The organism is Paenibacillus terreus (assembly GCF_042138595.1).
GTDB lineage: Bacteria > Bacillota > Bacilli > Paenibacillales > Paenibacillaceae > Paenibacillus > Paenibacillus terreus.
This window is the reverse complement of the sequence record NZ_JBHIRX010000033.1, coordinates 1-20471: the sequence shown is the minus strand read 5'-3', so window position 1 is coordinate 20471 and position 20471 is coordinate 1. Positions and strand designations below refer to the sequence as shown.

21 protein-coding genes and 4 tRNA genes are annotated in these 20471 nt (G+C 47.0%); 18 read left to right on the top strand and 7 right to left on the bottom strand.

Annotated elements, in window-relative coordinates; translation table 11 throughout:
- The first annotated feature begins 231 nt into the window (after positions 1 to 231).
- From ACE5KN_RS30860 to ACE5KN_RS30845, 4 genes are all read left to right on the top strand, one after another.
- Positions 232 to 307, top strand: a tRNA-Lys gene (locus ACE5KN_RS30860).
- 13 nt (positions 308 to 320) lie between these two features.
- A tRNA-Leu gene (locus ACE5KN_RS30855) sits at positions 321 to 408 on the top strand.
- A gap of 205 nt (positions 409 to 613) precedes the next feature.
- Positions 614 to 856: a helix-turn-helix domain-containing protein gene (locus ACE5KN_RS30850; RefSeq protein ID WP_375528808.1), complete on the top strand. Its 243-nt coding sequence runs from the start codon at positions 614 to 616 to the stop codon at positions 854 to 856.
- A gap of 511 nt (positions 857 to 1367) precedes the next feature.
- Complete coding sequence (locus tag ACE5KN_RS30845; RefSeq protein WP_375528807.1) at positions 1368 to 2243, top strand: DMT family transporter; 876 nt, start codon at positions 1368 to 1370, stop codon at positions 2241 to 2243.
- A 307-nt stretch (positions 2244 to 2550) separates the two neighbouring features.
- Here ACE5KN_RS30845 and ACE5KN_RS30840 read toward each other — a convergent pair whose 3' ends face one another.
- Positions 2551 to 3831 (bottom strand): MFS transporter, encoded by a 1281-nt coding sequence (locus tag ACE5KN_RS30840; RefSeq protein WP_375528806.1) that lies wholly within the window; start codon positions 3829 to 3831, stop codon positions 2551 to 2553.
- A gap of 425 nt (positions 3832 to 4256) precedes the next feature.
- On the opposite strand from ACE5KN_RS30840, the gene ACE5KN_RS30835 reads away from it, so the two are divergent.
- The 8 genes from ACE5KN_RS30835 (at position 4257) to ACE5KN_RS30800 (ending at position 10130) form a co-directional block, all read left to right on the top strand.
- Positions 4257 to 4862 (top strand): flavin reductase family protein, encoded by a 606-nt coding sequence (locus tag ACE5KN_RS30835; protein WP_375528805.1) that lies wholly within the window; start codon positions 4257 to 4259, stop codon positions 4860 to 4862.
- Positions 4863 to 4996: 134 nt separating this feature from the next.
- Complete coding sequence (locus tag ACE5KN_RS30830) at positions 4997 to 5473, top strand: GNAT family N-acetyltransferase (protein WP_375528804.1); 477 nt, start codon at positions 4997 to 4999, stop codon at positions 5471 to 5473.
- Positions 5474 to 5688: 215 nt separating this feature from the next.
- Positions 5689 to 6390: a GntR family transcriptional regulator gene (locus ACE5KN_RS30825; RefSeq protein WP_375528803.1), complete on the top strand. Its 702-nt coding sequence runs from the start codon at positions 5689 to 5691 to the stop codon at positions 6388 to 6390.
- A gap of 83 nt (positions 6391 to 6473) precedes the next feature.
- A complete protein-coding gene (locus tag ACE5KN_RS30820; protein WP_375528802.1) occupies positions 6474 to 7469 on the top strand; it encodes an ADP-ribosylglycohydrolase family protein in 996 nt (331 codons plus the stop codon).
- A 3-nt stretch (positions 7470 to 7472) separates the two neighbouring features.
- Positions 7473 to 8819: a purine-cytosine permease family protein gene (locus tag ACE5KN_RS30815; protein ID WP_375528801.1), complete on the top strand. Its 1347-nt coding sequence runs from the start codon at positions 7473 to 7475 to the stop codon at positions 8817 to 8819.
- A complete protein-coding gene (locus ACE5KN_RS30810; protein ID WP_375528800.1) occupies positions 8806 to 9714 on the top strand; it encodes a PfkB family carbohydrate kinase in 909 nt (302 codons plus the stop codon). Before ACE5KN_RS30815 ends, ACE5KN_RS30810 begins: the two co-directional genes overlap by 14 nt.
- 207 nt (positions 9715 to 9921) lie before the next feature.
- A tRNA-Gly gene (locus tag ACE5KN_RS30805) sits at positions 9922 to 9996 on the top strand.
- 60 nt (positions 9997 to 10056) lie between these two features.
- Positions 10057 to 10130, top strand: a tRNA-Pro gene (locus ACE5KN_RS30800).
- Between the two features lie 145 nt (positions 10131 to 10275).
- Here ACE5KN_RS30800 and ACE5KN_RS30795 read toward each other — a convergent pair.
- The gene (locus ACE5KN_RS30795) at positions 10276 to 10527 is read right to left on the bottom strand and encodes a DUF2281 domain-containing protein (RefSeq protein WP_375528799.1); all 252 of its coding nucleotides are present in this window, start codon (positions 10525 to 10527) and stop codon (positions 10276 to 10278) included.
- A 516-nt stretch (positions 10528 to 11043) separates the two neighbouring features.
- On the opposite strand from ACE5KN_RS30795, the gene ACE5KN_RS30790 reads away from it, so the two are divergent.
- The 3 genes from ACE5KN_RS30790 (at position 11044) to ACE5KN_RS30780 (ending at position 12797) form a co-directional block, all read left to right on the top strand.
- Complete coding sequence (locus ACE5KN_RS30790; protein WP_375528798.1) at positions 11044 to 11778, top strand: RNA polymerase sigma factor; 735 nt, start codon at positions 11044 to 11046, stop codon at positions 11776 to 11778.
- A 16-nt stretch (positions 11779 to 11794) separates the two neighbouring features.
- A complete protein-coding gene (clpP, locus tag ACE5KN_RS30785; protein ID WP_375528797.1) occupies positions 11795 to 12376 on the top strand; it encodes an ATP-dependent Clp endopeptidase proteolytic subunit ClpP in 582 nt (193 codons plus the stop codon).
- Between the two features lie 199 nt (positions 12377 to 12575).
- Positions 12576 to 12797: a hypothetical protein gene (locus tag ACE5KN_RS30780; protein WP_375528796.1), complete on the top strand. Its 222-nt coding sequence runs from the start codon at positions 12576 to 12578 to the stop codon at positions 12795 to 12797.
- 99 nt (positions 12798 to 12896) lie between these two features.
- Here the strand turns inward: ACE5KN_RS30780 and ACE5KN_RS30775 are convergent, their stop codons facing one another.
- The 3 genes from ACE5KN_RS30775 to tlp form a co-directional block, all read right to left on the bottom strand.
- The gene (locus tag ACE5KN_RS30775) at positions 12897 to 13814 is read right to left on the bottom strand and encodes a class I SAM-dependent methyltransferase (protein ID WP_375528795.1); all 918 of its coding nucleotides are present in this window, start codon (positions 13812 to 13814) and stop codon (positions 12897 to 12899) included.
- A gap of 109 nt (positions 13815 to 13923) precedes the next feature.
- A complete protein-coding gene (locus ACE5KN_RS30770; protein WP_375528809.1) occupies positions 13924 to 14928 on the bottom strand; it encodes an LLM class flavin-dependent oxidoreductase in 1005 nt (334 codons plus the stop codon).
- Positions 14929 to 15026: 98 nt separating this feature from the next.
- Positions 15027 to 15254, bottom strand: coding sequence for a small acid-soluble spore protein Tlp (gene tlp / locus ACE5KN_RS30765; RefSeq protein WP_375528794.1), 228 nt, complete (start codon positions 15252 to 15254; stop codon positions 15027 to 15029).
- A 150-nt stretch (positions 15255 to 15404) separates the two neighbouring features.
- Between tlp and ACE5KN_RS30760 the strand changes: the two genes are divergently transcribed.
- The gene (locus tag ACE5KN_RS30760) at positions 15405 to 17213 is read left to right on the top strand and encodes a glycoside hydrolase family 13 protein (protein ID WP_375528793.1); all 1809 of its coding nucleotides are present in this window, start codon (positions 15405 to 15407) and stop codon (positions 17211 to 17213) included.
- 86 nt (positions 17214 to 17299) lie between these two features.
- On the top strand, positions 17300 to 17614 hold the full coding sequence (locus ACE5KN_RS30755; RefSeq protein ID WP_375528792.1) for a DUF3817 domain-containing protein: 315 nt from the start codon (positions 17300 to 17302) through the stop codon (positions 17612 to 17614).
- Between the two features lie 65 nt (positions 17615 to 17679).
- Here the strand turns inward: ACE5KN_RS30755 and ACE5KN_RS30750 are convergent, their stop codons facing one another.
- Complete coding sequence (locus ACE5KN_RS30750; RefSeq protein ID WP_375528791.1) at positions 17680 to 18636, bottom strand: acetylxylan esterase; 957 nt, start codon at positions 18634 to 18636, stop codon at positions 17680 to 17682.
- A 185-nt stretch (positions 18637 to 18821) separates the two neighbouring features.
- Between ACE5KN_RS30750 and ACE5KN_RS30745 the strand changes: the two genes are divergently transcribed.
- Positions 18822 to 19493, top strand: coding sequence for an S-layer homology domain-containing protein (locus ACE5KN_RS30745; RefSeq protein ID WP_375528790.1), 672 nt, complete (start codon positions 18822 to 18824; stop codon positions 19491 to 19493).
- Positions 19494 to 19553: 60 nt separating this feature from the next.
- Here ACE5KN_RS30745 and ACE5KN_RS30740 read toward each other — a convergent pair.
- Positions 19554 to 20471: WIAG-tail domain (locus ACE5KN_RS30740; protein ID WP_375533323.1), on the bottom strand; the 918-nt coding region annotated here is incomplete at its 5' end.

Genomic DNA, 20471 nt, shown 5'->3' with positions numbered 1-20471 from the left:
TAGAGGCCTAACATGCCTGCCTGTCACGCAGGAGATCGCGGGTTCGAATCCCGTCGGTTCCGCCACTTTAGAAAAAAATCGGGATGAGAGCCCAATAGGGTTCGCCGGAGCGGCACTTCGTTAGGACTAGCTTCGCAGTCTCTCATAAAATGAGAGTACCCCGAAGGTTACGTAGCAAGTTTCAGACCTGGGAACCTAAACAGAGTTCACCAAAGCGTTACTTTTTATTAAGAGCCATTAGCTCAGTCGGTAGAGCACCTGACTTTTAATCAGGGTGTCGAAGGTTCGAGTCCTTCATGGCTCACCAGTTTCCAATATATGCGGTCGTGGCGGAATTGGCAGACGCGCACGGTTCAGGTCCGTGTGGGCTAACCCCCCGTGGAGGTTCGAGTCCTCTCGACCGCACCAATTTAACAATGAACGAGCTCTTGAGTTTCCTGTCGAGGAGATTCAAGGGCTTTTTGCATACTCGACATTTGCAAAGTATTGCTCATTACTTGAGCCGAAGATAGCTTTGAGTTGTATTCAAGATGAACATAAATGTTGGCGGTCGTGGATCATGAATCGAGAGGGAGTTACACATGAGTCTGATTAAGTATGAAGTATTCCTGGCGTGGTGGAGTTGGGCAGTCTGACGAAGTCGGCGGAGGCGCTGGGCTTCACCCAATCCGGCATCAGCCATACGATCAGCAGCAAGTCGCTTGAACTGTTGTTGATTGTACGGTATTCTGAGTTTGCTTTTGACTCCAAGCCTTCCTCCATGGATGGCATTGCGGCGGGTTCGCGTGGCTGCGTAGAGCTTGCCTTCTTTGTTTTTACGGTAGTGCTTCGGGCTTTTCTAACGCTCCGGCACTAACCAATTTCGTTTGTTAGGGACCTCGCGTCTAAGACCACCCCGTTACGACGCCATCATCTTGATGACCAAATGGTATCCAGGGATTGTTTTGTTCGTCGCGACGATGATCGTCTGTGACAGGTCTTTTATAAAAATGAAAACACTATCATGGATTTTCTGTAAAAAGAGATGCAGCCGTTACAACCGAATCACTCTTCTAATTCGTTAGTCGTGACTCTATAATCCGGTTTTATCCCAGGATGACGACACCAGTAATGTCGTAATTCGGTAGAGTAGTTCAAATCACCAGGGCTTACTAAACGCAGTTTGTCTATTCAAGGGGTTTAATATCTGCTACTATGAAGCAATATAATTGCAGCTAATCTCGGACTAGAGGTGAAATCAAAATGTTTAAGGCTCCGTTATTTGAAAACGATGTACCCGTAGCATCTTCTCGCCCTTAGTGGAGTTAAGGTGGCTACATCTCTCCGTTAGGGGTTTCTTGACCTTAGTTAAAAACGGAGGGCAAAAAATGAAAAATACCTTATTCGGTTCTATTTATTTAGCTTTAGCCGCCAGCATTTGGGGTGGCATGTACGTTGTTGTGAAAATTGTAGTATCAGTCATACCGCCACTGGAACTGGTTTGGATGCGTTATTTAGTGGCTATCGCCGCATTACTCGTGGTCGGGATGGTTACCCACCAGAAATGGCGGATCCACAAACGTGACTTCTTAATAATCATAGCTATTGGGGTTATTGGTAACACGATTTCGATTGTTACCCAGGAAGTAGGCACAATGTTATCCTCAGCACAAATGGGGGCCATAATTACTTCTTCCACACCAGCATTTATGGTTATTTTTGCTCGCTTATTCCTTAAAGAACGGTTGAATTTAAAAAAGGTGCTCTCTGTTTGTTTAGCTACAATGGGCGTTTTCCTTATTGTTGGAACCGGTCATCTGGAGTTGTCCAGTAAACTTGGTGGTATTTCTCTTCTTATTGCCGCTTTAACATGGGCACTCATGTCCGTACTTGTGAAGCGTGTGCCGGGAGATTACTCGCAAATTGTGGTAACGTTCTATTCCATCTTGGTAGCTCTAATTGTGCTCACTCCTTTTGTTTTTCCACGGATACACGCAATTAATTTCTCTCAACTGACTCACCCTACTATTTGGGGAGGAATCTTGTATTTGGGCATTGTCTCAACCGCAGGTGGATTTTTACTGTGGAATCGTGGATTGCAAATGCTTAACGCCTCAAGCGGAGGGCTATTTTTCTTCTTTCAACCCGTAGTTGGAACATTACTTGGATGGCTTATTCTAGGAGAGAACATAGGCACAACGTTCTGGATGGGCTCGGCCTTAATTCTCACTGGAGTTTTATTCGTTATTAATGAGAAAAAATAGCATTTAAACCCATTAAAACCTCCTTCAATTACGGTTGAAGGTGGGGGCAAAAAACCAAAGTTATTGGAATTAAATAGTCCGATAGAAATTTTTAGTTGTCCAATGTCCATTTCACCACTCGAAGTGATCTATCTTCAACTTAAGGCAACGATATTGAATATAATAGTGGGAGAATATCAAAGCCACTTTACCACAAAATTCAAAAGATTTACGCACATAACTCCGCGTAAGATGATAAAACGATAGCCAAGCAATTGAAAGGAACGAAAAAACGGACGCCGGCAATATACCGACGTCCGTTGCTGGTCTAGGGCTTAATCTCCTCATCGAGCTGACGCACCTTGCGGGAGGATAACGTCCAAAGCGCCCCCATTAGCAGCAACAGACCGCTAACGACAAAAATGAAGCCAATCCAAGACCCCGAGCCATATCCGATAAGCGAATGAAGCCATGGATGTTTCTCTATCTGCAAAGGGGCTACAAGCCACCGATCCGCGAGAGGCCCTGTGACGAGAAATGACAAGGGAGCCATGACAGCACACAGCTGCCCATAGGCGGCGAACACCCTTCCCTGAAGAGCAAGCGGTGTTTTTCGCTGCAGAATGGAGTGGAACAAAGCTCCCGTCATGGCCAGTGGGAGCATCAGCAGGAACAAGGCGGTTCCCATCATTCCGGTATGGCTGCTTGCTCCGAGAAGAACAAACATCAAGGAGGTGAGGATAGAGCCGGAGAAGATGAACCTGATTTTATAGCGGAAATGCCCCCACCATACAGCCGCCGCCGCTCCTGCCAAAGCGCCTGCATTCATGACTCCCAGAAGAACGGACATGATGTCGGTGCTCCCTGTACGCTGCAGAAAATAAGGGATGGCCAGTTCCAACGGCCCATTCAATATAAAATTCCACCAACCGAAATAAAGAAACAGATAGAGAAGCGGTTTTTGCTTCCAGAGGAACCGGTAACCTTGAATCGCCTCAATCCACAAGCGGCTTCCTTCCGGCCGTGACTCCTCGCGCTGCATTTCCGGCAGCGGAAGCAAGGCAATGACCCCCGTTCCGATCAGGAATGTGATCAGATCCACAACCAAAATTCCGGCGATACCGTAAGGTTCGTACAGCATACCGGCTAGGGAGGGAGCGATCACCCCAGCAAGAGGGAAGAGCAGCTCTTTCAGCGAATTCATCCGATCCAGTTCCTTATTCCGCACCATCAGCGGAATCAAGGCCGACGTCGCCGAGCTTTGCAGCGCCATAAACAATCCTTGCAAAGCGGCGATTGCATAGATGGGCCATAGTAAGAAGTTGTCGCTGACAAGGCAACCAACGAGCAAAGTTGTGCACATCATCTGACCTGTATCACCCGCGATGATCGCTGCTTTGCGTTTCCACCGGTCCGCAGCAATGCCGATCCAGTTACTGAACAATAAGAGGGGAAGCTCATTGAAAAGCGATAACAGCAGCAGGGGAGTTGCTTGACCCGTTTCATGAAACAGCTTGATACCGACTGCAATGGAGGTCATGCGGCTTCCCAGCATGGAAACTCCTTGCAGGCTAAAGAAAAAGTAAGGCAATTGATTTGAACGGTGCATGGGAATTCTCCTTTTTATGCAGCAAAAAAAAGCTTCCATGGAACTCCAGATCCATGGAAGCTGTAGCTTCAGCAAAAGACTACACATAATACGATGCGGCCTCACTTGTGCCAAAGAGCTGCTTGTTGTTCTGATGTTCTGAAGAGGAGAAGCAGGAGAGCCGCATGACGAATCAAAGCTCTGCCTATCGGACAGAACCTTGAGACCTTCAAACGAATCTTTGCTTCGTATGCAATTAAGCTTACCCTTCAGAACGAACAGTGAGGAGCATGTGCTTTCGATTCCCCTTTTTTAGTCCGGTTTTAAGTTGACTTATTCTAACACGCTGCATTTTCAAAATCAACAGCACTTTTTTCTGAAACAGAAGGGACATTTCGACCGCGGCCGAACTAATTCGACGGTATAATGGTCGTCGAGGTGATATAATGAAACAGATGTTCTCTAATCAAAGCCGGGTCATTCAACCGTCCATCCTGTACTTCGGTTCGGCCGTCGTTTTGCTATCTACACTCAACGAAGACGGATCGACGAATCTGACACCGATGTCTTCCGCCTGGGCTCTCGGAAATCGGATCGTGCTGGGGCTTGGCGAGGGCAGCCATGGATTGGCGAATCTGAGAAGGCGTCCGGAAACCGTCGTCAATCTGCCCGATTCTTCGCTTTGGGACAAGGTGGAGCGGCTTGCCCCGCTGACGGGGGCCACTCCCGTGCCGGATGCGAAGCGCCCCCGATATCGACATGTGAAGGATAAGTTTGCTTATGCCGGCTTTACGGACGTGCCTTCGCAGGAGGTACGGCCACTGCGAGTGGGCGAATGCCCGCTGCAGATCGAAGCTGTTGTGCGCAATATGCAGACGGCTGAAGGTTTCTCGATCGTGGAAGTTGAGGCGGTATGCGTTCATGCCCACGAGTCCATCCTGATCGATGATCGTCATGTAGACCCTGTGCAATGGAATCCGCTGATATATAATTTCCGTCACTATTTCGGGCTAAGCGGGCAACTGGGCAAAACGTTCAAAAGCGAAACCTAATATTACCCGTTCCAAAGGAGACCATCCATGACCCACAATATGCTTCAAGCTTAAAAAACTAGGAATTCGAGAGGGAGAAATCTGCTTGTGTCTTTCTCCCTATCGAGTCTCTACTGAGTTTACGGAGGTTTCAGATGAATATAAGAACCATTCAAGCCAAAGATAATGGCGCTATAGAAGCGATTATTCGGCAATGCTTAATCGAGTTTGGCGGAAATCGTGCAGGGCTGGCATGGGAAGACGAAAGCTTGAGCCATCTGTCCGATTATTATAATCACAAAGGCAGGGCTTATTGGGTTGCGTTTGATGAAAACGGCAAGATGCTTGGCGGCTGCGGGATCGCGGAATTCGGTTCCCCTGATGCAAGAATCTGCGAGCTGCAGAAGATGTATTTCCTTCCGGAAGCGAGAGGAAAGGGAGTTGCGTCCCAACTGCTGCAGACCGCGCTCCGATTTGCAAAACAGCATTATAAAGCTTGTTATCTGGAGACGCTGCAAAATATGCACGCAGCCAACCGCTTCTATACGAAAAACGGCTTTCAACAGCTGGAAGCACCGCTGGCAGGTTCCGACCATTTTGCATGCGATGCATGGTATATCCGTGATTTATAGCAGGTGAGATCAATTCATTGAGCTTCGCTCTATGGTCTTGGGCTGATATTATGGAGATCCTTATCATAAAAGGGGATGAGTATCATGAGCAACTCAGAAATGAATAGTACAATTTTAGGGGGGGTGTAAATTTTCTGGGAGTCAATAATATGGATTATGTTATAATGAGCCAAGAGATATTTATGTAACACTATTAAAGCGTAGGGGAAAATGAAATGTTAGACAAGTATAATGATCTCCCGTTATATGTTCAGTTAAAAAACAGATTACGTGATAAAATCTTGAACGGCAGTTTAAAAGAGGGTGAAGTTTTACCTTCGGAAAATCAGTTAATGCGAGAATTCAGTATCACACGCAGTACCATAAGAAGAGCCCTTGAAGAATTAGTGAAAGAAGGACTTGTAGAAAAAGAACAGGGCAAAGGCGCTTTTGTAAGGTTGCGTGAAACCAAACAGAATCTTTGGAACTTTCAAGGCTTTACGGATCTGTCCTTTAAAAAGAACCAACAACCTGTCACTAAGGTGCTGAAAAAAGAAATTGTTATGGAAGACAATATTGCCTATTTTAAGCTGCAACGTCTTCGTGGGATAAAGCTAAATAACAAAACAAGATGGATGACCATCGATCAATCCATGCTTCCTCTTGATGTATTTAAAGGTATCGATCAGTTTGATTTTAGTAGTACTTCTCTATATCAAACATTGCGCAAGGAATATCAAATATTTCCACATCATGTCGTTTTGGATATTAATCCTATTATGTGTGATGACGAAATGTGCGAGAGATTGGAGTTGGACAACCCGATTCCTTTGCTTGAAGCTAGAGGAAATGTTTATAGCAAGGACGGCATGGAGATTGAAAAAATACACAATATTTATGGGCCGCATTTTCAATTTAAATTAAATCAGTACATATAATGCGCTTGACAGATTGTCAGGCGTATTATATTATCGTTTTAACTTGTACGTACAACCAAACAAGTTGAAAGAGGAGGCACTATATGAAGATTTTAGGTATGTTATATGGTATGGCAATTGGAGATGCGCTCGGGATGCCCTCCGAGCTGTGGGGCCGTAAAAAAGTGAAATCCCATTTTGGTCACATTACTGAATTTTTAGATGGTCCAAAAGAAAATGACGTTGCTTGTAATTTTACTAAAGGGCAATTTACAGACGATACGACACAGGCACTGCTTATTTTAGATGCATTAATTGAAAATAATTTTGTTCCTTCAGACACCCTAATTGCTGAAAAACTCCTGGAGTGGGCAATCCGCACTGATGCCTTTGAAAATAATATATTAGGCCCAAGTTCAAAATCGGCGCTCCTGGCGATTAAAGAAGGAAGAGATGTAAGTGAATTCACAAGAAAAGCACTTACGAATGGAGCGGCTATGAGAATTGCTCCCATTGGTGCCTTATTCTCAACAGCTCAATCTGAAGAGTTAGCGCAATACGTATATGAGGTGAGTAAAGTAACTCACTCAACGGATGTTTCCATCGGCGGTGCGGCCATGATTGCATATGCTGTAAGCGCTTCGATAGAAGACAAAAGCTGGGGGGAAATTATCGAGGGAGCTTTAAACATTTATGAACTGGCTGCAAAGAAAGGAGCAGAAACTTTTGCGGCTTCCATTCCGGAGCGCTTGAAGCTTGGTATTGAATTTGCGGATAAGTACCGGGATGACGAAGAAACTTTCACTCAGAAAATTTATGATGTCATCGGATGCGGTACCATGACAAGTGAATCAGTTCCGGCTGCACTGGCGATGGCCTATTATGCAAAAGACCCGAACCGATGTGCTGTAATCTGTGCAAACATTGGCGGCGATACGGATACGATCGGAGCGATGGCGACAGCGATTTGCGGCGCAAAATATGGCCACGATGCGATCCGTAAAGATTGGCTTGAAACCATTGATCGTGAAAATAATGTAGACTTGAAAAATTATGCTCATTTTATAGAATCCCATAAGTCACAGTTTAAAGGGGTGTAAGTTATGGAAAAAGAGCAGTCCATCATTCTTCAGGATGGTGAAAAAACGGGTAAGCCGCGGGATTTATTTTTTATGTGGTTTGCAGCGAATATAGGAATATTAGGAATTGTGTATGGCGCAATTATTGTAAACTATCAATTAAGCTTTTTTCAGTCGATCTTAGTTGCCCTTCTTGGCCCGTTATCTTTTGCACTGGTGGGGTATGCGAGTTTGTCTGGACGTGACAGCGGGGCACCCACCTTTGTCATGTCCAGAGCAGCGTTTGGTTTTAAAGGTAATTTCATACCGGCTTTGGTAGGATGGTTTGGGCAAGTGGGCTGGTTATCGGTGAATGTTACGACAGGTACTTTGGTGCTTCTGTCGATCTTCAACGAATTCGGGATAGAAACAAGTACACCTTTAAAATTTATAGCCTGGTTAATCTTTGCCGGTTTGGTATTGGTGTCTGTATCGTTTAGCCAGGAAACACTGGTTAAAGCCCAAGCTTTCTTTACTTATGTTTTTGGTGGTCTGACCATTGTTGTACTGGCATTCCTCATACCGAAAACGGATTGGAATCATCTTTTTAGTATGAAGTCCGGATCATGGTTTTCCAGTTTTTTACCGGCCCTGATGTTTGTCATTATCGGAACAGGACTTACTTGGACAAAGGCGGCATCTGACTACAGTCGCTATCAAAGCAGAAAGAATTCTTCGAGATCCATCATCTTTAATGTGACAGCAGGAGCATTCATCCCCCTATTTCTGATTATTGGAACAGGTATTCTATTGGCGTCCAAGGTAGATGGACTGGCGAGTGCTGAAAATCCAGTAGCATTAATTGGAAGCGTTTTACCGGGATGGATGACCATTATCTATTTAATTGCTGCCCTTGGCGGAATAACTCCTATGTGCTTTATTGGGCTGAAATCATCAAGGCTTATCCTTGCTTCATTTAATTTAAAGGTTAAAGATGCCACCGCCATTTCTATTCATGCTGTCCTTATCACAATCATCCCGCTTTATGTACTTGTTGTTTCAAACAACTTTATGGGAAATTTCCAAACCTTTTTAAGTTATTTAGGTATTGGCTTAGCCGCATGGATCGCGATATATTTGATTGATTATACTTTCTTAAGAAGACGTGCCGGATATAACAAACAACTGCTGGAGGATCCTTCGTTCAATCCGTTTAATACAGGCGGTGTAATCGGCTGGATTTTAGGTGTCGGTTCAGCTTTGATCCTGAGGAATTTTATTGAATCCAGTTACTTCATCCCCATTACTCTATTAATCAGTGGAGGTTACTATTACTTCTCCATACAGGCTAAAATTAAGCAAATGAGTGAGGTTAAATATGAGAAAGATTAATCGTAATAGAGTACTTCTTATTGGAGGCGTTTTCATTGATGTGATAGCCAAAGTCCGGCGCATCCCTGAAACGGGACAGGATATCCCGGGAGAAGTGATTGACCGTATTGTGGGGGGATGCGCATATAACGTAGCCAATGTTTTAAAGCAACTGGATGTCGAGTATGATCTGATGGTTCCAGTCGGCAAAGGAATTTACGCTGATATGATAAAAAAGACGTTTAACGAAGAAGGACATAAACTGTTAATTGAAGATTCCAGCATGGACAATGGCTGGAGCTTATCGCTTGTAGAAGAAAGTGGGGAACGTACCTTTATTACCTTTAACGGTATCGAGGAATATTGGAAAGATGAATGGTTCAGTCCGATCGATATTGAGGATTATCAATATATTTACCTGACGGGTTACTCACTTGAGGGAGAAAAAGCGGACGTTATTCTTAATCGATTAGTTAAGAACTCATCTAATGGGAAGATCATATTTGATCCTTCTCCGCGCATTTCTTCCATTAAAAAGGAGCACTTGGATAAACTTTTTGCATTAAAACCTATTGTGCACAGTAATCTAACTGAAATGCTGGAGCTCACAGGCGAAACAGATCTCGAACAAGCTGTTCAAAAATTACATCAATCTACCCAAACAGAGGTTGTTGTCACGTTAGGACCAAAGGGTTCATTATGTTACAACGGTGAACAAACCATTATTCTTGATGGGAAAAAGGTGCCTGTGGTTGACACAATAGGAGCCGGAGATGCCCATACAGGAGCATTTATTGCATCATTGTTTCATGGTCATCCTTTAGAAAAAGCATGCGAACTAGGAAATGAAGCAGCCGCACAAGCAGTACAGGTGCAAGGGGGAAAATTTAAGCTTAATCCGTTTTCAGGGACGTGATTGCTGAATAATTAAATCCCAATCTCTCATGAATGTAACTGAGGGGTTGGGATTTTTTAATAATGCATCTGTTGTGAATAGAGCAGTGAAATTAAGATGATTTCCCCCGTAGACGCATCCTGTCCCGAACAAATATGATGTGATAAACGAAACAAAGACACAGCTGTGTTGGAACGGTATGGGAGTTTTTAATGCGGATCATACTTTGCGGACGTAGCTCAGCGGTAGAGCATCGCCTTGCCAAGGCGAGGGTCGCGGGTTCGATTCCCGTCGTCCGCTCCATCGTATACCCTAATTGTTAATTGACTGTTAACGCAATTAGCAGTATGATTATGTACACATCGGGACGTAGCTCAGCTTGGTAGAGCACCTGGTTTGGGACCAGGGGGTCGCATGTTCAAATCGTGTCGTCCCGATCACCATCAACGCATCATGCAGGTGTAGTTTAAAATGAGTTTTGCTATATCGCCGGTAGGAGGAATATGCTTTAATCCTTCCAAAGCGGCGTATATTCGCTGCCTGTTGTATGCGTCTTGTTTGGAGAGGAACTTCACGGCGCTTTTATGGTAAGTCAAGGTTAAATTCACGTTTGGCTGCCTCCCCTGTAATAAATCCCTCCTTGTTATTCAATTGGTCAAGTTCTTCTTGGCTGAATGGTTCGTTCACTTCGGGAAGATTGTCATAAAATTGTTGTAGCGTTTTGCGTTGCTGCCGTTCGGCCAAATATTCCACAAAATCAAGTGTGGAGTTTTGTTCTGTTTCAGGCAACTGCTGAAACAACTCCAAAAGTTTTTTTTCTTTATTGACCGCCATTATGCTCATCCTTTCTCCAATTTTCCCAGTGCTTTAGGACTGGCTCTTCAAGTGCGACCTATCGAAAATGAAATGGGAAGTGCTCTTTTTCAATATTATACCCTATGATTGAGTTCGCGGATACCGCCGCGGTGAGCAGAATACGCACTGTTCTGATATACCATCAATGTATCAATCATGTACCTATGCCGACAACGTTCAATATCCCTTAACAGCACGTCGTAACGCATCGAAAACCTGCTCTACATAAGGCTCGTTAACAGGTCGCAACACGCAGCAACACACTTGCCGCTTACTTTGGGACAGTGGATCGAATGTTCAAATCGTGTCGTCCCGATATCCTTAATTATTTGCCATTAGACCTAATACACGCTATTCTGAAATCAAAGTTTCTTCAGGATAGCGTTTTTATTTTTTAATTCAAATAAATTTGCTTTGCAGCGTATCCTTTTCGTATCTCCAATCGTCTTCCTCATGAAACCTTCTATAAGGACTTAACAAAGGGGGGCCCCATTAATGGCCTTTGTGAAATCCGCACACACAGATTATTTAAATAAACAAACGCATGCCGAGCTTCTGCAAGCTCTGCCTTCCTTGCTGAAATACTGCCTTAAGCTTACAGGTTCCAAATGGGAAGCCGAAGATCTGGTGCAGAGCACCTGCCTTCAGCTGCTTGGGAAGCTGCCGCTGCAGGATACGGCCGTGAACTGGGAGGCTTACCTTATTCGTTCAGCGCGGAATACGTGGATTGACCGGATTAGACGGCAGGCTGCAGGTCAACGCGCCGCCTCACGTCTAAACGCAAAGACGGCGTATAATGACAAGTATGGGACGGATCTTGAGCTGGCGCTCTCCGCTCTCATTCAGTGGCTGCCGCCGTGGCAGCGGACCATTTTCCTGCTGCGGGAGGTTTGGCAGTACAAAACCAGTGAAGCAGCCGAGCTGCTGGGCACGTCCGAAGGAGCTGTAAAGGCGGCGTTAGCCAGAGCGCGCGCTTCCCTTGCGGCCGGGAAACAGCGGCATACCGAGGCGCTTCCTCTGCCAGAGGATCAGGAAAGCAAAGAGCTGCTGAAGGCGTACTTATCTGCCTTCCGCTGCGGTGATATTCAGCGCCTGGTTGAGCTGGGACTACAGGATGTGGCAGAGCCGCAGGCACTTCTTCCTGTCATTCTCGGAAGCAGTATACGAAGGGGCAGAGCGGGCTCGCGACGGCGGCAGCCGGACGAGACGAGGGCTCAATTGGCAGCGTAGAACAGGAGAATGCAATATGAATGCTATACCGTATGTTGTGGAGCAGACCAGCCGTGGAGAACGGAGCTACGATATCTATTCAAGGCTGCTGAAAGACCGTATCATTATGGTGTCCGGCGAGGTTGAGGACCATATGGCGAACATCATTGTGGCCCAACTGCTGCATTTGGCTGCCGAAGATCCCGAGAAAGATATCCAAATGTACATTAACTGTCCGGGTGGATCGGTGACGGCCGGATTTTCCATTTATGATACGATGCAGTTTGTGAAACCTGACGTATCAACGATATGCACAGGTATGGCGGCAAGCTTCGGAGCCATTCTGCTGACCGGTGGTACCAAGGGCAAGCGCCTTGCCCTGCCCAATAGCGAGATCATGATCCATCAGCCCCTTGGAGGAGCGCGCGGGCAGGCCTCTGATATCCGAATCCATGCGGACCGGATTCTGAAAAGCCGGGCACAACTAAACAAAATTTTGTCCGATCATACGGGCCAGCCGATAGAGCGCATCGAGAAGGATACGGACCGGGATTATTTTTTCTCAGCTGAAGAAGCCGTGGAATACGGTTTGGTGGACCGGATCGTGACGCGTATATAGGAGCAGGAAAACCACAATCCCAATCATCTCTATACCCTGACTTTAAAACCTCTGGGAAGCTTGAGCTTCCGGAGGTTTTTGTTCGAGAACTTTGTTCAAGAAGTTGTTGAAACTTTTATAAACCTGACATTGTATCCGGCCAACAAGAGGCGTATAATTCGTGAGGGTTATAAAAAGGAAAACAAGTGAGGGTATTAAAATGAAATCAAGCTGTGTTATTGAGGTTGAGGAAGACAGTCTGGTGATCGATTTGCCGGAAGAGCAATCCCATTTGGAGGCTTGGCTGGGCGATATTGAAAGCTGCGGTGGTGACGCTGCTCCATGGGTGGAGCTGCTGGATAAGGTGATTGGCCATGTCCAAAGCGACAGCAGCGATGAAAGCGAAACAGAGAAGGAACATACTTCTGAGGCTGTACGATAGTCGATTTATTTATAGAATAAGGGCAGACGAAATCTAACTGTCCTAAAAAAATCTACCCGCTGTTATCCGTAAACAGCGGGTTTTTATTGACCTATTCCTTTACTTTTTTACAGCATGAACATAATGAATGGTTTCAAAGGCAGACAGATAATCTGTCCGATCCCTGAAATAACGTTCCTGGATCATAGCCGGTGACAGATGCTCATAAATGAGCAAACCGGACTTTTCCAGCATATCCTCAATTTCCTGATAGCTGAAACATGATTTCATCGGTTCCCCGCCGGCTGCAACCATTTTCACCATGTTTTCCACCCGGTTGTACATCCCTTTTTCCGTAAAGAGCTTTTCATCCGCATAATCCAAAACGATGGAGCTGCCTGACGGGACTTCTTCAAATATGCGTTGAATCAGGCTGGCATTCTCATCTTTAGTTAAATAATAAGAAACCCCGAGAAGGCTAAAGAACGTTTTATCATCATTATTAAATCCTTCATCAAATAGTTTCTGATAGGAAAACTCTTTGGTAAAATCCATAGCAGCAAAATGCAGATGGCTTGGAATTTCAAGACTGGCTTGCTCCAGCCTTTTCTTTTTAAATTCCTGGGTGGCCGGATAATCCGCTTCAAATATCTCCAGTCTTTCTCTCAAATCCGGGTGCCGGAAAGCAAACGTGTCCAGTCCTGCTCCTAGGACGACATACTGCTCCAAGCCCAACCGGGCCTCGTTAAGCAATACCTCTTCACAATAAGCGGCACGGGCAAGCGGGGTTGGCGAAAGCTGAACCTGGATGATCCATTTTAAAATCTCATCCGGATCATTTTGGAGCTTCTGGGCAATATCCGTATTGAAAAACTGTATCCCTTGAATCATATTTCCCCTGATATCTGCAAACTCTTGAGGTGAAATAAGATGTTCGGCTAAAAAGTCATCGAAAATTTTCGGGGTGTCATATTTGCTGTGATATGCTCGTCCAAAAGCTGAAACTAAGGAAGTTATACTGGACTCATTTGCCTTCATTCGCTTAACCTCCATAAAAAAATAAGATTCCCCTGGCCAGGAGAATCTTATTATATACGTAAATGAATATACTGTAAATTATAGCATAAATAAATAATTTTGTCAATAGTTATTTGAGACCGAACGCGTCAGCGAGCAGGCGATAAGATCGGACTCTTTTATCAAAATCGTGAATGGAGGACACAATGAGAAGCTCATCGGTACGGTACTGCTCTGCAAGACGGGTAAGCTTCTCAAGGGCCTGAGCGGGGGTTCCAACTACGCGCCAGGCTCTTGACTGTCTGACCCGTTCGCGGTCCAATTCGGTATATGGATAAGATAAAGCCGTTTCAACAGAAGGAAGAGAGTTTAATTCCTGACCGTTATGCAGCTGTAAAAAGAACAGGTCGGAACTGGAGGCCAGCTCATTAGCCTCTTCCTCGCTTTCCGCACACACAACAGTAATCGCGGCCATGGAACGCGGATGGTCTTCCAGCACGGAGGGCTCGAAATTTTCGTGATAATGGCGGGTAGCCTCAACACCTCCGGGAGTACCGAAAAACTGGGCAAATGCAAAGGAAGCGCCGATAATGGCGGCCAATCTTGCACTTTCCCCGCTGGAGCCCAGCATCCACAGCTCGGGGACTGTTTCAATGGAGGGGGAGGCTTTTAGGCCGGCAAAACGGTGGTTTTCCATAATAGAATCCTGCAAATATCCGATCAGATCCACAACCTGCTGCGGATATCGGTCGACCGTCTGGTACCGATCCTCCTGCAGCGCCCGTGTCGCCAGAGGCATTCCGCCAGGAGCACGCCCAATCCCCAAATCGATCCGGCCGGGATAGAGCGCCTCGAGCAGCCTGAAGTTTTCCGCGACTTTGTATGCACTGTAATGCGGCAGCATAATTCCACCGGATCCCACCCGAATCCGTGTGGTATGTGCAGCCAGGTGGGCGATCAGCACTTCCGGGCTGGAGTGAGCGAGCGCCTTGGAGGCGTGATGCTCGGAGACCCAGTAGCGACTGTAGCCCAGCCGGTCCGCCTCCTGCGCCAGCCGTGTGGTCTGGGAAAGGGCGTCTATCGCTGTCCCGCCCTCGGGAATATGAGATTGGTCAAGTATACCAAGCTTTGTCAGCATGTTAGCAATCACCTCAAACAAAACTGTATCACACGCAATCAAATAGGTCAAAATAATCAGACGGCGGAAACCACAAGGTTCCCGCCGCATTCAGATTACGTATTCCGCTGATGTTTGGCCTCGTCCTTTATTTCCTCGCGCATGCCGCGGATGCTGGTTTTGCGGCGATCATTTTTTTCCTCAATCGTATTCCGTTCCGCAGTTGAAATTTCATCGGCATGCTCGTCGAGATAATCTTCGGCTTCTCTGAATTTTTCGATCGTATCCTGTACGGTATCCTGCAATTTTTCCACATTATCGGCACGGTTGTCCGGTTTTGCCATGCTGTGCACCTCCTTTTTGCTCTGACTGCATGTGCCCCGAGCGTAACGATAGTTGTCCTGCTCTGCACAGCTTCATTTTCCCAAAGCAAATGTTTTATTATGCATCAGCTTCCCGTTTGAGGGAAGTTTATGAGAATGAGGATTTTCGCCATGATTAAGCTGTGGCAACCCGGGGTAGGCAATGGTAGTAGGATGGAAAAGGAGGCAGCAGTGATGAAGCAGGCCGAGTGGAAGGAAGCGGTCATTTACCAGGTGTATCCTCCCAGCTTCAAAGACGGCAATGGGGACGGGTTGGGAGACCTGCAGGGGATCCTTTCCAAGCTGGACTATCTCGCAAAATTAGGCGTGGGGATCATATGGCTTGGCCCTGTGTATCAGTCGCCATTTGCCGATAACGGCTACGATATCAGCGATTATAAAGCCATTCATACCCCTTACGGCACTATGGAAGACCTGGAAAAGCTGATTAGGGAGCTGCATAAACGGAACATGAAGCTGATGATGGATCTGGTAGTCAATCATACTTCCGATGAGCATCCCTGGTTTGTGCAGGCCCGCCAATCGAAGGGCAACCCTTACCGGAATTATTACATTTGGAAGCCTCCGGGGCCTGATGGCAAAGAGCCGAATAATTGGGGTTCTTTTACGGGGGAATCCGCATGGGAACTGGATGAGAGAACAGGAGAGTATTATCTGAGATTGTTTGACCGCAAACAGCCTGACCTGAATTGGGAGCATGCGCCGCTGCGCGAAGAGATATATGAAATCATCCGCTTCTGGCTAAGCAAAGGAATCGACGGATTCCGTCTTGATGCGATTAACATGATTTCCAAGCATCCCGATTTTCCTGATGCGCCGGAGAATGCGCGCCATCCGCGTGGGCAGGATTATTTTAAAAATGGCCCGCGCATTCATGAGTTTCTTCAGGAAATGTACGAAAAAGCCTTCTCCCTCAAGCCCGGACTGATCACGGTTGGAGAGACGCCAACGATCACGATGGAGCAGGCCCTGCAGTACACGGATCCGGCGCGTAAAGAGCTGTCCATGGCGCTGCTGATGGACATGTCCGCGATCGGCAAAGACCGCATGGATCCCTGGAGGGCTGTGCCATGGGATACACCGGCGCTGAAAAAGTGCATCTCCGCATGGTATGAGGGTGTTTTTCAGACAGGCTGGTATGCCGTATATTTAAGCAATCATGATCATCCGCGTCTCATTCCTGAGTGGTTCGGCGAGGGAGAAGAGCGGGAGACTGCCGCGAAGCTGATCGCCACGCTGCTGCATACCATTCCCGGCACTCCTATTGTCTATCAGGGAGAGGAGCTGGGATTGACGAATGCCCGTTATCCGTCCATCGAGGATTACAGGGATTACGGGACCATCAGCTATTACCGCAAACAGATTCAGGCAGGCGTTCCCGCCGAAGAAGCGCTGGAGCGTGTTCACCAACGCAGCCGGGACGGCGCGCGTGCGCCCATGCGCTGGGAGAAAGGCAAGTTGGGCGGTTTTACGACAGGTATCCCCTGGATTCCTATGAATGACAAGGATACAGAGATCGACGCGGAATCGGAAATGGAGCGCCCCGATTCTGTCTTTCATTATTACCGCAGGCTGATTGAACTGCGCAAACAGGAGCCGGTAATGGTTTACGGGGACTTCAAACTGATGATGCCTGAGCATGAGCAATTGATGGTTTACACACGGACTTATGGCAAAAACACCTGGCTGGTAATGCTGAATTTTAATCGGCAGCAGACTTCCTTCCGGACGGAGCTTGCGGAGCATTCACATTGTGAGCTGAAGCTGTTGTTCGGGAACAGGACGGGCTGGAGGGAGCAAGCTTCGAATCAACTGGGTGTCGCGGATCAAGAGTCTGTTCCGCCGCAGGTGAGGCTGGCAGACGGCTGTTTGCAAGGCAGCCTCAAGGCATACGAAGCTGCCGTGTATCGGCTCGTATAAAGGGAGAAGCCGGAATAACCCGCGGCTTATTGGAGTTCGTTCCCCTTTTCGTTATAATGAACTTATTATGAAAGGGGATCAAACCTGTGCTTAAAACACCTTTAGGACGCTTCCGGCTTACAGCCTGGATTCAGGCCGTCGCTTATTTACTTATTCTGTTTGTGGCATATCCGTTGAAGAGTGCAGGGATACCGCAGGCAGTCACGATATTTGGCAACATCTATGGAGCGACCTTTTTGCTGCTGGTGATGGTGCTGATTTATGCAAGGTCTGCGCTGGACTGGTCTTTGAGCCGGCCTATCATCATTTTCTTTGCATCGTTTATCCCGTTTGGCCTGATTGTGATGGATCTGCTCTGGATGCGTAAATGGGAGGACGGGAGTATATCCAAGACAGCCTAAAAGATTAAATGAATGAATAAACCGCAGGGAGGGCAAACAGCCCTCTTCCTGCGGTTTTTGGGTTATTATGCATTATTAAAATGATCCAGAATAAATTCAGCTGTCATCCGCTGCTGACGAGCACCGACATCATGCCCGGTAAAGGGATAAATCTCGATCCGTTTGTCTGACACAATCCGGTTATAGGCGGCAAAAACGGTTTCCGGCATACATACCGTATCTTTGAGTCCTACGGAGACCATGACAGGAATGGTGATCCGGCTGCCGAGATTGAGCATATCGAAATAGCTGAGTGTTTCAAGCACCTTGTCAAAATGCTCCGGGAAGCGATGAGCAAATTCCGCCGCTTCAGTGAGCGATCCGGTGGAGTGCAAAATGCCGAAGTCCATATGGCACATATTCGGGATGTTGGCTGCAGCGACGGACGGCTTACGGCTCAGGGCCGAGACGATAAGTGCTAACCCCCCGCCCTGGCTGGCTCCGCAAACCGCTATTTTGGACGGGTCGATATCAGGCTGTATGGACACCCATTCCACCGCTCTGATCGCATCGATGGTGATCGCTTTGTAGTAACATGTGTCTTTGTTGAGGATCCCTTGAGTCACCCAACCTTTTACCGTTCCGTACCCGCTGTCCAGCCTGTTCCCTGTCTCCCCTCCCTGACCGCGTACGTCCACTGCCAGCACAGCCATCCCGAGTATGAGCCATGAGGCATACTGTTCAGGATAACCCTTGCCGCCAGTATAGCCATGAAACAGCACCACACAGGGCAGCTTCTCCTCCTTCACAAAAGCAGGGCGAATGTACCAGGCGTGCAGCGGGGTATCGTCCCAGCCCTTGTAGGTAAGGTGGAAAACCTCCATATAGGAATAGGGGGTGGTAACAGGAGTCTTAATGGCGGAGAGTGGCTTGGCATTCACCTCTTGCAATGACTGCACCCAGAATGCATCCAGATCAGCGGGAGCGGTCAAGTCAGGAAAGTAGTTGGTTAACTCGTGGATCCGCTTTTCAATGGCGTTCACGGCCTGTCCTCCTTAAAAGCGATTTCTTCATCTTTTTCCATAATACCTGAAAACAGGGAGTTGCTGATGCGTTTTTTTCTGAAGTGCAACCTTTTGTTTAGTATCTGCGTTGGTAAGGACAAGAAGCAAATATTAGCAAGTTCAGGTCCGACAGGATGCTGTACTGAGCAAATGGAGTGATGAACATGAAAATGAAACGGAAACTGGTAATGCTGTCTGCAGCGGCTGCACTTTCACTTTTCTCTGGAGCAGCATTACAGGCGGCTGAGAGCTCCTTCACTGACCTGGGCAATATAGAGGGAAAAGAAAAAATTGAAGCATTAAAAGAGCAGGGATTCATTAAGGGAGTTAGCAGTGACAAGTTCCTTCCGGATCAGGAAATGACAGCAGCACAGGGGGTTCAATTGATCAGCAATGCCATGGAGCTTAGCCTGGCTAACACTGATTTTCCGGAAGGCCCCGAGGCAGAAGGAACATTCGAGCATGTTAAGGACGGTCAATGGTACACGGATGCTTTTCTCGCAACTTATTATAACGGAGTGGAAATTCCCGTCGCTATTGAGCCTGGCCAGGATCTGACCAGAGAAGAGTTTACTTTCTACCTGATGCAGGCGATGGAGAAGAAGGGACAACTTCCTATGATCAACATTGTCCCGAAGGAAATCTCAGATGAAGCGGAGATCAATCCTCTTTTTCAAGGCGCCATTCAGCGTTCTCTTGCATTGGACATCAATACATTGAACGGGGAGGGAGGCTTTGCTCCGAAGCAGCCGATCACCCGTGCCGAAGCCGCAGTTATGACCTATAATGCCGTTTCCTTTTTGCAATCCCTCAAGAGCGGCACTCCAGTTCAATAAACTCTATGATGAAAAAAGCCTTAACCCATTAATTTTCTCGGGTCAAGGCTTTTTTGTCGCTTAATCAATACCAATGGCGATCCATGATATAATACCGAAGTTTTGATCCGTCCGTCTCAGCTTTGCAATTTCAAGTACGGCACTTACAGAGGATTGGGATTTCATTACCGCGTAGAAGGCGGAATGATTGGTCATGGCTACAAGGGTATAGTTAGGGTTTGAAAAAGGCTCATCGAACGTGATCGTTACCTCGGTTGTGTCTGAGTTTCCATGCATCAGGAACGGAATTCGGCCGAACTGCTGCAGAGGCGGCTGATCCTCGGTACACCGGATCGGTGTAATGGCAGGCTGCTGAAGCTGTTCAGTTACTTCGTCTATAGTCAGTGAATCCGAAAAGTCATTTGTTGAATCAATGACTGCAGATTGATGACTTAACTCTTCATTCGCCTGCTGTAAGAGCTCCACCTTTTCATGGAGTGACTGAATGGAGGACTGAACCTCATCCGCAAGGTGGAACATTTCAACCGAACCTGGAAGCAGCTTGCTGCCGTCAAGCTCTTCGGGTGGTGTCAGGTTAACCTGAAGCTCCTCATTAAAATGATCCCAGGAAAGAGCACCCGATTTGATCTGGCTTCCATCAACTTCATCGGTGATCAAGCTATCCTTAAGGTCGCTGTCCAAGTGTTCCCAGGAAACAGCCCCGGTCTTGATCCGGCTTCCGTCGAGTTTATCTGTAATAAGGTTGAGGCTATCCTGAAGTGTGCTGGCCAAGTGCTCCCAGGAAACAGTCCCGGCCTTGATTCGGCTTCCATCGAGTTCATCCGTAATAAGATTGAGACTATCCTGTAATGTGCTGGCTAAGTGCTCCCAGGAAACAGTTCCGGCCTTGATTCGGCTTCCATCGAGTTCATCAGTAATAAGGTTGAGGCTATCCTGAAGTGTACTGGCTAAGTGCTCCCAAGAAACGGCCCCCTGCTT

Coding starts and splice junctions, on each gene's coding strand:
- ACE5KN_RS30825 (WP_375528803.1), top strand. CDS start 5,689: ATGTTAGACAAGTATAATGATCTCCCGTTATATGTTCAGTTAAAAAAC.
- clpP (WP_375528797.1), top strand. CDS start 11,795: ATGAATGCTATACCGTATGTTGTGGAGCAGACCAGCCGTGGAGAACGG.
- ACE5KN_RS30815 (WP_375528801.1), top strand. CDS start 7,473: ATGGAAAAAGAGCAGTCCATCATTCTTCAGGATGGTGAAAAAACGGGT.
- tlp (WP_375528794.1), bottom strand. CDS start 15,254: ATGGCAAAACCGGACAACCGTGCCGATAATGTGGAAAAATTGCAGGAT.
- ACE5KN_RS30840 (WP_375528806.1), bottom strand. CDS start 3,831: ATGCACCGTTCAAATCAATTGCCTTACTTTTTCTTTAGCCTGCAAGGA.
- ACE5KN_RS30745 (WP_375528790.1), top strand. CDS start 18,822: ATGAAAATGAAACGGAAACTGGTAATGCTGTCTGCAGCGGCTGCACTT.
- ACE5KN_RS30760 (WP_375528793.1), top strand. CDS start 15,405: ATGATTAAGCTGTGGCAACCCGGGGTAGGCAATGGTAGTAGGATGGAA.
- ACE5KN_RS30830 (WP_375528804.1), top strand. CDS start 4,997: ATGAATATAAGAACCATTCAAGCCAAAGATAATGGCGCTATAGAAGCG.
- ACE5KN_RS30790 (WP_375528798.1), top strand. CDS start 11,044: ATGGCCTTTGTGAAATCCGCACACACAGATTATTTAAATAAACAAACG.
- ACE5KN_RS30810 (WP_375528800.1), top strand. CDS start 8,806: ATGAGAAAGATTAATCGTAATAGAGTACTTCTTATTGGAGGCGTTTTC.
- ACE5KN_RS30795 (WP_375528799.1), bottom strand. CDS start 10,527: ATGGCGGTCAATAAAGAAAAAAAACTTTTGGAGTTGTTTCAGCAGTTG.
- ACE5KN_RS30845 (WP_375528807.1), top strand. CDS start 1,368: ATGAAAAATACCTTATTCGGTTCTATTTATTTAGCTTTAGCCGCCAGC.
- ACE5KN_RS30775 (WP_375528795.1), bottom strand. CDS start 13,814: ATGAAGGCAAATGAGTCCAGTATAACTTCCTTAGTTTCAGCTTTTGGA.
- ACE5KN_RS30835 (WP_375528805.1), top strand. CDS start 4,257: ATGAAACAGATGTTCTCTAATCAAAGCCGGGTCATTCAACCGTCCATC.
- ACE5KN_RS30780 (WP_375528796.1), top strand. CDS start 12,576: ATGAAATCAAGCTGTGTTATTGAGGTTGAGGAAGACAGTCTGGTGATC.
- ACE5KN_RS30820 (WP_375528802.1), top strand. CDS start 6,474: ATGAAGATTTTAGGTATGTTATATGGTATGGCAATTGGAGATGCGCTC.